The sequence below is a fragment of the Luteibacter sp. SVR4-7G genome (assembly GCF_056755555.1).
Genome location: NZ_JBPGXO010000001.1, coordinates 187,351 through 200,529, shown reverse-complemented (window position 1 = coordinate 200,529; position 13,179 = coordinate 187,351). Strand labels below are relative to the sequence as shown.

At 67.1% G+C, this 13,179-nt stretch carries 13 protein-coding genes; 7 read left to right on the top strand and 6 right to left on the bottom strand.

Going from position 1 to position 13,179, the window contains the following annotated elements; translation table 11 throughout:
• Positions 1 to 287: 287 nt before the first annotated feature.
• The 4 genes from ACR9ZH_RS00845 to ACR9ZH_RS00830 form a co-directional block, all read right to left on the bottom strand.
• Positions 288 to 2,972, bottom strand: a complete 2,685-nt coding sequence (locus tag ACR9ZH_RS00845; RefSeq protein ID WP_481288858.1) for a M1 family metallopeptidase — start codon at positions 2,970 to 2,972, stop codon at positions 288 to 290.
• 107 nt (positions 2,973 to 3,079) lie between these two features.
• The gene (locus ACR9ZH_RS00840) at positions 3,080 to 3,439 is read right to left on the bottom strand and encodes a DUF1428 domain-containing protein (protein WP_481288857.1); all 360 of its coding nucleotides are present in this window, start codon (positions 3,437 to 3,439) and stop codon (positions 3,080 to 3,082) included.
• A 79-nt stretch (positions 3,440 to 3,518) separates the two neighbouring features.
• Positions 3,519 to 4,061 carry a carboxymuconolactone decarboxylase family protein gene (locus ACR9ZH_RS00835; RefSeq protein WP_481288856.1) on the bottom strand — a complete coding sequence of 181 codons (543 nt, stop codon included), beginning with the start codon at positions 4,059 to 4,061 and terminating at the stop codon, positions 3,519 to 3,521.
• 152 nt (positions 4,062 to 4,213) lie between these two features.
• On the bottom strand, positions 4,214 to 4,762 hold the full coding sequence (locus ACR9ZH_RS00830; protein WP_481288855.1) for a peroxiredoxin: 549 nt from the start codon (positions 4,760 to 4,762) through the stop codon (positions 4,214 to 4,216).
• Positions 4,763 to 4,907: 145 nt separating this feature from the next.
• Between ACR9ZH_RS00830 and oxyR the strand changes: the two genes are divergently transcribed.
• Together oxyR and ACR9ZH_RS00820 are read left to right on the top strand one after the other, a co-directional pair.
• Positions 4,908 to 5,867 (top strand): DNA-binding transcriptional regulator OxyR, encoded by a 960-nt coding sequence (oxyR, locus tag ACR9ZH_RS00825; protein ID WP_481288854.1) that lies wholly within the window; start codon positions 4,908 to 4,910, stop codon positions 5,865 to 5,867.
• Positions 5,868 to 5,878: 11 nt separating this feature from the next.
• A complete protein-coding gene (locus ACR9ZH_RS00820) occupies positions 5,879 to 6,484 on the top strand; it encodes a hypothetical protein (RefSeq protein WP_481288853.1) in 606 nt (201 codons plus the stop codon).
• 7 nt (positions 6,485 to 6,491) lie between these two features.
• Here ACR9ZH_RS00820 and ACR9ZH_RS00815 read toward each other — a convergent pair whose 3' ends face one another.
• Positions 6,492 to 7,010, bottom strand: a complete 519-nt coding sequence (locus ACR9ZH_RS00815; protein WP_481288852.1) for an adenine phosphoribosyltransferase — start codon at positions 7,008 to 7,010, stop codon at positions 6,492 to 6,494.
• Between the two features lie 25 nt (positions 7,011 to 7,035).
• Positions 7,036 to 7,308 carry a putative signal transducing protein gene (locus ACR9ZH_RS00810; RefSeq protein WP_481288851.1) on the bottom strand — a complete coding sequence of 91 codons (273 nt, stop codon included), beginning with the start codon at positions 7,306 to 7,308 and terminating at the stop codon, positions 7,036 to 7,038.
• A gap of 96 nt (positions 7,309 to 7,404) precedes the next feature.
• On the opposite strand from ACR9ZH_RS00810, the gene ACR9ZH_RS00805 reads away from it, so the two are divergent.
• The 5 genes from ACR9ZH_RS00805 (at position 7,405) to ACR9ZH_RS00785 (ending at position 13,178) form a co-directional block, all read left to right on the top strand.
• A complete protein-coding gene (locus tag ACR9ZH_RS00805) occupies positions 7,405 to 9,132 on the top strand; it encodes a glutamine--tRNA ligase/YqeY domain fusion protein (protein WP_481288850.1) in 1,728 nt (575 codons plus the stop codon).
• Positions 9,132 to 9,689 (top strand): nucleoside deaminase, encoded by a 558-nt coding sequence (locus ACR9ZH_RS00800; RefSeq protein ID WP_481288849.1) that lies wholly within the window; start codon positions 9,132 to 9,134, stop codon positions 9,687 to 9,689. Before ACR9ZH_RS00805 ends, ACR9ZH_RS00800 begins: the two co-directional genes overlap by 1 nt.
• A 16-nt stretch (positions 9,690 to 9,705) precedes the next feature.
• The gene (locus ACR9ZH_RS00795; protein ID WP_481288848.1) at positions 9,706 to 10,413 is read left to right on the top strand and encodes a TVP38/TMEM64 family protein; all 708 of its coding nucleotides are present in this window, start codon (positions 9,706 to 9,708) and stop codon (positions 10,411 to 10,413) included.
• 76 nt (positions 10,414 to 10,489) lie between these two features.
• Positions 10,490 to 12,403 (top strand): ATP-binding response regulator, encoded by a 1,914-nt coding sequence (locus ACR9ZH_RS00790; RefSeq protein WP_481288847.1) that lies wholly within the window; start codon positions 10,490 to 10,492, stop codon positions 12,401 to 12,403.
• A gap of 88 nt (positions 12,404 to 12,491) precedes the next feature.
• A complete protein-coding gene (locus tag ACR9ZH_RS00785; RefSeq protein ID WP_481288846.1) occupies positions 12,492 to 13,178 on the top strand; it encodes a LuxR C-terminal-related transcriptional regulator in 687 nt (228 codons plus the stop codon).
• The last annotated feature ends 1 nt before the right edge of the window (position 13,179 follow it).

Genomic DNA, 13,179 nt, shown 5'->3' with positions numbered 1-13,179 from the left:
TGGGAGGAGCCGGTGGCTGCCGTTTTTGGAGCGATTCCGCAGGGAGGCGTAGGCCGGACGAGGACTTAGCGAAAAAATGCAGGCGCCGGCGACCCGCCGCCACGCCCAAGCAAAACGGGATGGCGATAGCCGAGCCGGCAACCGCTCCCTGCGGCGAAGCCGCTTAAGACATGGGCACGCGCAAGCGGGGCAACCGACGCGAAAGGCTGTCGCGCGCGGTGCGCGCTCCTACAGAAAAAAGCCGGGCGATTGCTCGCCCGGCTTTCGTTACGCGAAGTGGAACGGGATCAGCGCAGGATGGCCTGCGGGTCCTGCTTGGCCTTCTGTGCCGAGCACAGCAGGATTTCCTCGCTGGTCTGGGCGAGGCCGCGTTCCGCGCCGCTCACCTGGCTCATACGCGGCTTGAAGAACGCGCTCAGGCGATCGGCTTCGGCCTTGGAGCAGCCGCCACCGCCGCCGAGGGCCGGGAGCCTGCCGCCGGCGAAGCTGCCCGTGCGGCCCACGATCTTGTCGTAGTTGGCGACGAACCACTTCCACATGTCCGCGCGCGAGGCTTCCGTGTCGCGACCGCCGTGGAGCACCATCGCCATCTCACCGACCTTCACGTCCTTGCCGAGCGCGAAATCGCGAGCCTTGTTGGCCAGCGCCGGATCCTTGATGTCGGCCAGCGCCGAAAGCATCGCGTTGCGCTTGGCCGGGTCCGAGGTCTTCGGGATCTCCGCGATGATCGCATCGACCGCCGGCGCGCCGCGTTCCTGCACCGCCACGCCCAGCGCGTCGCCGAGCAGGTCGGCATCGGCGGCTTCAAGGTCGAGGTGGCCGTCCTTCGTCTTCAGCGCGGCATCGCCCTGCTTCAGCAGTTCGGCACGCACCTCCGGCACGCCGATGTCCTTGTCGGCGAGGAAGCCGGCAAGCGCGGTGCGGGTCAGGGTGTCGTTATCCGGTTCGCCGGCCTTCTTGCGGTAGCCGAGTTCCTTGAGCTTCGGCAGGTAGGCGTCGCTGGCCCACTTGCGCAGGCGTTCGCGCTGCGCATCCGTCTGGGCCTCGTTGGCCACGATCCAGTGGAACGTGCCGAGCGGTGCGGTGAACACCTCGCGGGTCTTCGACGCGGTGAGCGGCTTGAACGCGGCCAGCACGTCGCCGGCATCGAGATCGCCATGCTGGAAACCGGCGCGCACGGCGTCGGCATAGGCCAGCTGCTCGGCGTCGGTCAGCGTACCCACCACCTTCGAGAGCGCGGCGAGATCGGCCTTGCTCTGCGCGAAGCGGTAGTAACCGCGGCCGTCGGCGTTCGGCAGCACCCAGCCGTTCTTCGCCGCGCCGTCGAGCACCATCGTGCCCGTCGCCTTGTCGAACAGTTCGCACTTGACCTTGTTGCCGCCGCCGTCGGTGCCGTAGCGCACGCACATCGGCACACCCCACACGCGCTTCGCGTCGCCGGTGCTGCCCAGCGGCAGGTAGCGGCTCTGCGAAAGATGCAGAACCGTCTTGCCGCCTTCGTTCTTCACTTCGGTGGCCACGTAGGGCACGCCGGACTGATCGAGGAAGCTGCGGAAGGCGCTCTTGAACTCATTGCCCTGGCCGGCGGCCTCGGCGATGGAATCGATCAGGTCGTCCGCCGTAGCGTTGGCGAACTTATGCTTCTGGATGTAGGCACGCATGCCCTTCTGGAACACCGGCTCGGTGACGTAGCCCTCGAACATGCCGAGGACCGCCGCGCCCTTCTGGTAGGTGATGCCGTCGAACGCCGTCTCGATGTCGCCGTTGCCGGTGATCGGCTGGCGGATCTTGCGCGCGCTGACCAGGCTGTCGTTGTTCATTGCGCCCTGGGCGCCGCGGACACGGTCGAGGTCGGCGCGATACTCCGGATGCACCTTGATGGTGACCTTCTGCTGCATCCAGGTAGCGAAGGCCTCGTTGAGCCAGATGTCGTCCCACCACTTCATCGTCACGGTGTCGCCGGTCCACTGGTGAGCCAGCTCGTGCGCATTGACGTTGAACGAGCCGCGCACGTACTGCGCCGCGGAATCCGGATCGATCAGCAGCAGCCAGTCGCGGAAGGTGACGAGGCCCGCGTTCTCCATCGCACCCGCGCTGAAGTCCGGCGCGGCAAGCAGGTCGAGCTTGTCATACGGATAGCCGAAGCCGTAGTAGTCCTCGAGCGTGTGGATGATCGAGCTGGTCTCGCCAAGCACGTGCTGCATGCGATGGCCTTCGCCCTTGGCGGCGATGCCGCGCAGCGGCGTCACATGCGTGCGGTACTGGGTCGGAGCGATATCCGGCCCCTTCACGACGTCCCACGGACCGACGGCGAAGGCGACCAGGTAGGTCGGCAGCGGCTTCGTGGTCGAGAAGGTCAGCGTCTTCCAGCCCGCGCCGGCCTTCTCTTCCTTGATCTGCGCGGTATTGGCCACGCCCTGGTCGTCGGCCGGAATGGTGAGGCTGATGTCGAACGGCACCTTGAACGACGGCTCGTCGAAGCCCGGGAAGGCATAACGGGCCGACACCGGCTCCATCTGCGTCATCGCATAGGGCACGCCTTCGTGCGAGACCTTGTACAGGCCCTGCAGCTGCTTGTTCAGCGGCGCGGTGAATTCCATCGCGAGGGTGATCTCGCCCTCGAGCTTCGCGCCCAGGTCGACCTTGGCGACACCTTCCTTCTCGGCCGCGACGGTGTACTTGCCGGCGTGCGTCTTGCCGGCGGCGTCGGTCACGGTGACCTTGGTGACCTTGAGGTCCTTGCCATGCAGCCAGACGAAGTCGGAGGGCTGGGTGAGCTTGATGCGGATGGCCGTGGTACCCGAGTAGTTCTCCTGCTTCGGGTCCACCTTGAAGGACAACTTATAGGATTCCGGCTGGGCCCAGGTGGGCAGGTGGCCGAGCGGCGGCGCGGCGTCCGTGCCGGCGGCGAGCGCGGCGCCACAGCAGGCGGCGAGCGCGGTGAGAACGAGGGGACGGACGAAACGACGCATGGCAGGTGGGACTCCCTGTGGGTAATCCCTGCATCCTGCGAACAGGGTGACCTTCGACACAGTGCCAGAAGGCACCCCCGGTTTCGCTGCAATGCGTCAGAACTTACTCAAAGCTCCACGATGGGCTTGAAGCCACCGAAGAACATCCGCTTGCCGTCGAAGGGCAGCGCCTTGGGGTCCGAGAAGGCGGCAAGCCGCGGATCTGCCATCACTTTCTTCAGGATCCTGTCGCGCTCACGGCGGCTCTCGTAGACGATCCAGGAGAAGACCACGACCTCGTCCGGCTTCAGCTTCACCGACTGCGGAAACGAGGTGACCTTGCCGGGTTTGACGTCGTCGGCCACGCATTCGGAATAGGCGAGCGCGCCATGTTCCATCCAGACCTTGCCGGCCAGGCGGGCCATCTTCTTGTAGTCGCCCAGGCGGTCGACCGGCACCGGTGCCACGAAACCGTCTACGTAGCTCATGACGAACCCTCCTCGCGTGGATGTGCGCGGAGAGTCGCCCATGAGGAAGAAAGGCCGTGTTAAGCGGCCTTTCGATGGATCAGCCTGCCGCGTCGGCCTGTTCGAGGACCACCGCCACCGCGTGGAGCACCGAAGCGATGCGCACGGCGCTCTGGATCGCCTGCACGCTGACCCCACCCTCGCGCAGCACGCGGTCGTGCGAGTCGATGCACATGCCGCAGCCATTCACCGCGGACACCGCGAGCGACACGAGCTCGAAGTCGTTCTTCGCGTCGCCCTTATAGGCGCCGATGACATTCATGCGCAGCTTCGCCGGAATGGTCTCGTATTCCGGGTGGCTGACGAGGTGCTGGAAGCGGTAATAGATGTTGTTCATGCCCATGATCGCTGCCGAGCCCTTGGCGGCGGTCAGCTGCTCGCTCGAGGCGTGCTCGGCGGCGAAAGCGGCGATCGCCTCGGTGAGCGGCTTGAAGCGGGAGGCATAGGCCGAACCCAGGGCGACCATCGCGATCTGGGCCATGCTGAGGCCCGGCGCGCCCGCTTCGCTCAGCACGGAGTCGAGGTTGAGCTTGAGGTCTTTCGCATATTCGGGAAGCTTGCTGCGCAGATCGGCGACGCTCATGGATGCACCTTTATCTTGGATGTAAGGGAAAGAGGCACGGAATGTCTCGGCGCCTGCGGGCACCGGTTCACGTGGGAACGCGAAAGAGGCGAAGGAGGGTGCCCCGCCGCGCGAGGGAGGGAACGCGGCGGGGACTTGGTGGAACGAGTCGATCAGGCGACCTTGAGGGTCTCGTCGCCGGCCTTCCAGTTGCAGGCGCATAGCTCGTCGGTCTGCAGGGCGTCGAGGACGCGCAGCACTTCGTCCGGGTTGCGGCCGACCGAACCGGCGGTGACGTAGGCGAACTGGATCACGCCATTCGGATCGACGAGGAAGGTGGCGCGCTGGGCAACGCCTTCATCGGTCAGGATGCCGAGGGCAGTGGTGAGGTCCTTCTTGATGTCCGCCAGCATCGGGAACTTCAGGTCCTTCAGGTCGGCGTGGTCCATGCGCCAGGCGCGGTGAACGAACTCGGAGTCGGTCGAGGCGGCCAGGATCTGGCAGTCGCGGTCCGCGAACTTCTCGTTCAGGTCGCTGAAGCCCTTGATCTCGGTCGGGCAGACGAAGGTGAAGTCCTTCGGATAGAAGAAGACAAGCTTCCACTTACCCTCGTAGGACTTGTCGGTCACGTCGACGAAGGCATCTTCGATCTTGTTGGCCAGCGGGCCACCGGCCACGGCCTTGAGGTTGAACTGGGGGAACTTGTCGCCAATGCTCAGCATTTAGACTCTCCGTTGAGGGTTGGGTGAAGGGCTTTCGGTGAACTCTTCCGTACAAGCTTACCGGCCGAGTACATATATTCCAAATCGATTGTAGGCATGAATGTGATAGGCTGCACCTATCACGAGGCCGTTCGAGACAGCCATCATGAATCTGCGCGATTTGTCCTACCTGGTTGCCCTGGCGGAATACCGCCATTTCGGGCGGGCGGCCGAAGCCAGCTTCGTCAGCCAGCCCACGCTCTCCACCCAGATCCGCAAGCTGGAGGACGAACTGGGCGTGGCGCTGGTGGAACGTACCCCACGGAAAGTCCTGCTGACGGAAACGGGACGTGAAATCGCGCGGCGTGCCCGTGCCGTGCTATCCCAGGTCGACGAGATCAAATCCATCGCCCAGCGCACCCGCGATCCCGAGTCGGGCACGATCCGCCTGGGCATCTTCCCCACCTTGGGCCCGTACCTCCTGCCCCACGTGATTCCGCGCCTGCGCGAGCGCTTCCCGCGGCTGGAACTCCTGCTGCGCGAGGAAAAGACCGAACAGGTGCTGCACATGCTGCGCGAGGGCACCCTCGACGCCGGCATCCTGGCGCTGCCGGTGCACGACGACTCCCTGCACGTGGAATTCCTCTTCGAGGAGCCCTTCGTCCTGGCCGTGCCGGGCGGCCATCCGCTGGCCGCGAAGCAGCACCTGCGCATGCAAGACCTTTCGCAACAGGACCTGCTGCTGCTCGAGGACGGGCACTGCCTGCGCGACCAGGCCCTGGAGGTCTGCCACATGGCCGGTGCGGGCGAGAAGTCCGGTTTCCGCGCCACCAGCCTGGAAACCTTGCGGCAGATGGTGTCGGCGAACGTGGGCATCACACTCCTGCCCGCCCTGGCGGTAAAGCCGCCTGTGGCGCAGTCGGCCAACGTGCGGCTGGTGGAGTTCGAGGCCCCGGCACCGAGCCGGCGGATCGCCATGCTGTGGCGGAAAAGCTCCGCCATGACGCCGTTCTTCGAAGCCCTGGCTGCCGTGATCCGCGACGTTCCCGCCGAACTCCTCAGCACGCGGGGCTGCGCCACGGGTCAACCGGAGGCGACGCCATCCGTTGCCCTCCCATCGTCCTAACGGTTCGTTCCATGCGCGTCTGGCTCGTCGTCCTGCTCCTGCTCTGCGGCTGGGGCGCGTACTCCTGGTGGAAGCACCGACCTTTTTACGAAGCATCGGGCATCCTCGCCCCCGATGCGCCCGCGCAGGAAGCCATCGGCGGCGGCAGCACGTTGAGCCGGGGACATTTCACCCTCAGCACACGGGCCTCCTTCGCGATGACCGGCCGCGTGCTGTCCCGCGAGGATTACCAGCTGGACGACCTGGCGCCGATCGCACCGACCGACCTGGCGATGGGCTGGGGGCGCATGTCGGACAGCGCGGTGCTCGACCGCATCCGCATCTCGCAGTCCAACCGCTTCTACTACTGGTATACGGACAACTTCCCGATCCCACGCCGCGAGATCGAGGATTCGAGCGCGAACATGCACATGATCCCGGCGAACGACGCCGCCGCCCGCGAACTGCGCGACGTCCGTCCCGGCGAGGTCGTCCACTTCGAGGGTTTCCTCGTCGACGTGAAGCGCGACGACGGCTGGCACTGGAATACCTCGCTGACGCGCGACGACACCGGTGCCGGCGGCTGCGAGATCGTGCTGGTGGAAAGTCTCCGGCCGGAGGCGCCGGCAGCCCGCTGAGCCGCGGTCAGTACCCGATCAGCACATGGAGCGGCGAACCCGCCGCCCAGCGGGAGCGCCCGTTGAGGCCGGCCAGTTCGATCACGACGCTGGCGCCCGCGACTTCGGCGCCCAGCCGCTCCACCAGCCGGCGGGCGGCTTCGAGCGTGCCGCCGGTCGCCAGTACATCGTCCACCACCACGACCTTCTCGCCCGGGGCGAGCGCGTGCGTGCCGATCTCCAGGCGATCCAGCCCGTACTCCAGGCCGTAGTCGACACCCACCACCGGCGGCGGCAGCTTGCCCGCCTTGCGCAGGGGCACGAAGCCGGCACCGAGCGCCCGCGCCATCGCCGCGCCGAAGATGAACCCGCGCGATTCGATGCCGCAGACGGCGCCGATGCCCATGCCCCGCCACGGTTCGCACATGGCGTCGATGCAATCGCCGAAGGCCGCCGCATCGGCAAGCAGCGGCGTGATGTCCTTGAACACGATGCCGGGACGCGGAAAGTCCGGCACGTCGCGGACGAGGTCGAGAATGGCCTGCATGGGTATCCTGGAAGGCGGAACGGGATCAGGCCGGGATGGTAACCGCGTCGAAGCCCTCGTCGGAGGCCGCTGCCTTGCGGGCCTCGGCCAGCTGGGCATCGATCTGCCGCACGATGCCCTCCGCCGCCTCCGCGGCGCCCTCCGGAACCATCACGGCCAGGAAGTCGCGGGCGGGCAGCTGGCCCACCGCGCCGGTGAGGAACTCCCCGGCGATGAACGCAGGAATCTCCTCCCGCTCCAGCGCGTCCTTCACGAGATGGGCGTCGATAAGGGATTCGGCGTGGTAGGCGATGCGCATGGGTGCACGCTACCCCGCCGGCAGGTTCGCGCGCAAGCGCGCTTCCCACAAGGTAAACTCGGAGGTTTGCCGCGCCCATCTCCCGAGCCTTTCGCGATGTCGACTGAAACACCCGTCCTGCAACAGCACTTCATCCGCCAGATCGTCCGCGACGACCTGGCGTCCGGCAAGCACGCGCAGATCCGCACGCGCTTCCCGCCGGAGCCGAACGGCTACCTGCACCTCGGCCACGCCAAGTCGATCTGCCTGAATTACGGGCTCGCCGCCGAGTTCGGCGGCGTCTGCAACCTGCGCTTCGACGACACCAACCCTTCGAAGGAAGACCTCGAGTTCGTGGAGGCCATTCAGCGCGACGTGAAGTGGCTGGGCTTCGAATGGGCCGAGCTGCGCCACGCGTCGGACTATTTCGAGGTCTTCTACCGCTCGGCACTGAAGCTCATCCGCCTGGGCGTGGCCTACGTGGACGACCTCAGCGCGGACGAAGTGCGCGAGTACCGCGGCACGCTCACCGAGCCGGGCCGCAACTCGCCGTACCGCGATCGTTCGATCGAGGAGAACCTCGACCTGTTCCGGCGCATGCGCGCCGGCGAGTTCGCCGACGGCAGCAAGACCCTGCGCGCGAAGATCGACATGAGCTCGGGCAACATCAACCTGCGCGATCCGGCGTTGTACCGCATCCGCAAGGTGCACCACCAGAACACCGGCGACGCCTGGCCGATCTACCCGATGTACGACTTCGCGCACTCACTCTCCGATGCGCTGGAAGGCATCACGCACTCGCTGTGCACGCTGGAGTTCGAAGACCACCGCCCGCTGTACGACTGGTGCGTGGACAAGGTGGACCTCGCCAACGACCCCGAACTCTGGGAACCGCTGGTCGAGTCCGGCTTGCCCACGGTGCCGAGCAAGCCCCGCCAGATCGAGTTCTCGCGCGGCAACCTCAATTACACCGTGATGAGCAAGCGCAAGCTGATCACCCTGGTGTCCGAGAACCTCGTGGACGGCTGGGACGACCCGCGCATGCCTACGCTGGCCGGCGTGCGCCGCCGCGGCTTCACCCCCGCGGGCATCCGCCTGTTCTGGGAACGCATCGGCGTGAGCAAGCAGAACAGCACGATCGACATGAGCGTGCTCGAAGGTGCCGTGCGCGACGATCTCGACGGCACGGCACCGCGCCGCCTCGCCGTCATCGACCCCCTGAAGCTGGTCATCACCAACCTCGACGAGGCGCACGCCGAGTCGCTCACCTTCCCGAACCATCCGAAGGACGAGTCGTTCGGCACGCGCAGCGTGCCGTTCTCGCGCGAGCTGTGGATCGAGCGCGAAGACTTCGCCGAAGTGCCCCCGAAGGGCTTCCATCGGCTGAAGCCGGAAGGCGAGGTGCGCCTGCGCGGCGTGGGCATCGTGCGTTGCGACGAGGTGGTGAAGGATGCCGGTGGCGAGGTGATCGAACTGCGCTGCACGCTCGACCCCGACACGCGCGCCGGCATGCCCGGTGCGGATCGCAAGGTGAAGGGCACCATCCACTGGGTGAGCGCGCGCGACGCCGTGCCCGCCATCGTTCGCCTATACGACCGCCTGTTCGACGTGACCGACCCGGACGACGACAGCGATGGCAAGACCTATAAGGACCACATCAATCCGCACTCGCGGCGCATCGTGCACGGCTACGTGGAACCGGCGGCCGCGGGTGCGATGCACGAGGACCGCGTGCAGTTCGAGCGCCTCGGCTACTTCGTCGCCGACATGCACGACCACACGCATGCCGCGCCCGTCTTCAACCGCATCGTGACCCTGCGCGACTCCTGGGCGAAGCAGGCCTGATGCTGTACGCGCAGGTCCACCTCACCCTCCCCGCCTGGGTGCACGAATCGGTGAACACCTCGGTGGACTACGCCGGCGACGAGGCCAAGGTCGCCCTCGCCATCGAGCTGTCGGCACTCAATATCGATCTCGGCACGGGCGGGCCGTTCGGTGCCGTGGTGTTCGACGGCAACGACCGCATCGTCGCCGTGGGCGTGAACCGCGTGGTACCGCACAACTGTTCGGTCGCGCACGCCGAGATGATGGCGTACATGACGGCGCAACAGCGCCTGCAGCGCTTCCGCCTCAACGAGGACGGGAGCCGCTTCGTGCTCGCGAGCAGTTCGCAGCCCTGCTGCCAGTGCTTCGGGGCGACGATATGGGCCGGCATCGACGAACTGCTGATCGGGGCCCGTTCCGAAGACGTGGAAGAACTCACCCCGTTCGACGAAGGTCCGCTTCCCCCGGACTGGATCGGTGAACTGGAACGCCGCGGCATCGCCGTACGGCGCGACATCCGCCGCGACGAGGCGCGCGCGGTGCTGCGCCGCTACGGCGAATCAGGCACGGCGTATTGAGCCCGGGGCGCGCCAGGTGAGCAGCCGTTGGCGCGCCCTGCTGCCGCTATGCCTGCTGCTGGTCGGCGGCGCCGCGCTGTTCGCCAGTGGAGCGCTCGACCGCTTCGAGCCGCACCACCTGCTCGCCGAGGAAGGCCGCCTACGCGCGGGAATCGCCGAACATCCCGTCACCTCGCGGCTCGCCTTCACCGGTCTGCTTACCGTGGCCATCGCCACCGGTGTGCCCGGCACGATCGTGCTGGTGATGGGTGGCGGCCTGTTGTTCGGGGCGGTCGAAGGCACCGCCCTGTCGTCGGTGTCGCTGGTGCTGGGCTCGCTCGCGCTCTACCTCGCCAGCCGCTACGCCTTCGGCTCCGGCCGGCGCGCACCGCCGGCCCTGGCCCAGCGCCTGCGTGCCGGCTTCGCCGCGCACCCTGTCACCTATGCGCTGGCACTGCGCTTCGTTCCCATCGTGCCGCTGGGCGCGATGACGGTGGCGCTCGCCTGGATGCGCTGTCCCCTGGGATTGTTCGTCTTGGCCACCTGGCTCGGCGGCACGGTATCGCTGTTCGTGGAGAGCTCGGTGGGCGCGGGACTGGGTGAAACCCTCGCGAGCGGCCATCCGATGGATGCCACGAGCCTGCTCGATGGCCGGATACTGGTTCCGCTGGCGGCCTTCGCTGTGCTGACCGTCCTGCCCCTCGCGGCGCGCACGCTGCTCGGCCGCCTTCGACGCGGGCCCTGACGCCGCCTCCACCGCGTTCTGCGCTAGGCTTACGTTCTCGCGCCGCCCTGGATGGGTGGTGCCAGGGGAATGATGCATGCGTGACGTATCCGCTCCATGGTTGGAAAAGGTCTGGCGCCGCACCTCGCTCGTGCAGCGCCTGACCTGTGTCGCCCTCGTGCCTACCGCGATCAGCGCGGTCCTGCTGGTCACCCTGCTCACCCGCCACCAGATGGACACCTTGCACGAGATGGGCCGCTCCACCGCGGACGCCATCGCCCAGCAGGCCGCGACCGTATCCGGCGAGGCCCTGCGCACCGGCGAACGGCGCGAGCTGGCCCGCATCGCACAATCCATCGTGCAGTTGCCGCAGGTGTCGCGCGTACGCATCAGCGATCGCGACGGCGAAATCCTGGCCGACCGGGTGAACGGCTCGATCGACGCCGGCGACGACAACAGTCTCACCGTGTCCCGCGAGATCCTCGACCCGTTGTCCCGCCGCGCGGTCGGCTCGGTCACCGTGGACGTGAGCGTGGAGGACGCCGTGGCCGCGCAACGCGCCAGCGTGCACAACGCCCTCGTCTGGCTGGCGCTCAGCCTGCTGATCGCGGTGGCGATCGGCTGGTCGACGGCGCGCTGGTTGAGCGCGCCGTTGCGCAATCTCGCCATCGCCGTGCGCCAGCTGGGCCTGGGCGACCGCACCGTGGTGGTGCCGGTCACCGACGATACGGAGATCGGCGACCTGCAGCGCGGCTTCAACGGCGCGGCTTCCAAGCTGCTGCATGCGCAGATCGGCATGGAGCGCGAGATCGCCACGGCCACCGACGAACTGGCGCGCAAGAACGCCGCCCTGGAGGCAGCCAGCGTCGCCAAGGCCCGTTTCCTCGCCGCCGCTTCGCACGACCTGCGCCAGCCGCTCTATGCGCTTACGCTGTTCTCCTCCGGCCTGGCCGTGGATGAGTACGATCCGGTGCGGCTGAACCGGATCGCGCACATCCAGGAATGCGTCGAGTCGCTCGACCACCTGTTCGGCGAGCTGCTCGACCTCTCCCGCCTCGAAACCGGCGCGATGCCTGCCGTCGTCCGCGACGTGCCGCTGGACGAGGTGTTCGAGGAAGTCAGCGTGAACTTCCGCATGGTGGCCGAGCAGCACGATCTCCGCCTCGTGGTGCGCACCACCCGGCTCTGGGTGCGCTGCGACCGGACCATGCTCGCCCGCATCCTCAACAACCTGGTGAGCAACGCGCTGCGCTATACGCGTACCGGCGGCGTGCTGGTCGGCGCCAGGCGCCGGCTCGACGGCACCGTGCGCGTGGACGTCTGGGACACCGGCCTTGGCATCGCCCAGGAACACCTCCAGCACATCTTCGACGAGTTCTACCGGATCGAAGGCGGCCCGGAAACCGGCCGGCCGGAAGGCACGCGGCGTGGCCTGGGACTGGGCCTGTCGACCGTGCAGAAGCTCGCCGGCCTGCTGGGTACGCGCGCTTCGGTCCGTTCGCGTCCGGGCAAGGGCACCCTCTTCTCCATCGTCCTGCCCGAAGTGCAACCCGGCATGATGGAAACCGTGTCCGTACCGGCCCCGGATCCCGGGATTCCGCGAGACATCGTGGGGATGCGCGTCCTCGTGATCGACGACGAACCGACGATCCTGGCCGGCATCAGCTACCTCCTGGGCAGCTGGGGTTGCGAGGTGATGACGGCGGAAGACGCCCAGCAGGCTATGGAGGCCGTCCACCAGTGGATGCAGCCGCCGGACATCGTCATTTCGGACCTGCGCCTGCGCGAGGGCACCGGCCTCGACGTCATCGAGCTGCTCGACCGCTATTACCGGCGCCGTCCCGGCGATCCCCCGCCGTTCGCTCGCGTGCTGATCACGGGGGAAACCCGCGGGGAGTTCCTGCGCCACATCGACCAGACGGCCACGCAGGTGCTGTTCAAGCCGGTTTCGCCCGAACGCCTCCACGAGGTAATGGTTTCCGCGTGGGCTGTCCATCGTGCGCCCGTCTGAGCCAGATGGCCTGCTTGCCGACCGGGGCCTGTAGGGCTATGGTCCGCTCAATGGGGTGGCTCGCAAGCCTGGCGGGCGGAGGAAAGGCATGCGTGTTCTGATCGCGGACGATCATCGTCTCATCATCGAGGGCGTGAAGCTCAAGCTTCGCGAGCTCGGCGATGATGTCCAGTTCGTCGAAGCCGAGAACGTCAAGGAACTCGAGCAGCGGCTGAAAGAGCTGCCGGCGCCCGACGTGGCCCTCATCGACATGGCGATGCCCGGCGCCGAAGGCGTCGACCACATCAAGGCCGCCGTGGCGGCCCTGCGCGATCCCAACGACGACACCGGTTCCCGGGGACGTCCGGTGATCGTCCTTTCGGGGACGGAGGACCCTTCGGCGATCCGCCATGTGCTGGATCTCGGCGTGCAGGGTTACATCCCCAAGTCTTCGCCGCCCGACGTGATTCTCAACGCCGTGCGCCTCGTGGTGGGCGGGGGCATCTACGTGCCGCCGGAAGCCATGAAATCGGCTGCCGCCAGCGTGGCCCCCTCATTCATGTTGTCCAATGGCAACGACGGTCTGACCACGAAGGAACGTCTGGCCACGGTCCTCACCGACCGCCAGATCGACGTCCTGAAGCTCCTTGCGAAGGGGCGCCCGAACAAGCTGATCGCGCGCGAACTGCAGATCAGCGAGGGTACGGTGAAGATCCACCTGGCCGCCATCTTCCGCGCGCTGCACGTACGCAACCGGCTCGAGGCGCTGGTCGCCGCCCAGCACCTCGGCGACTGAC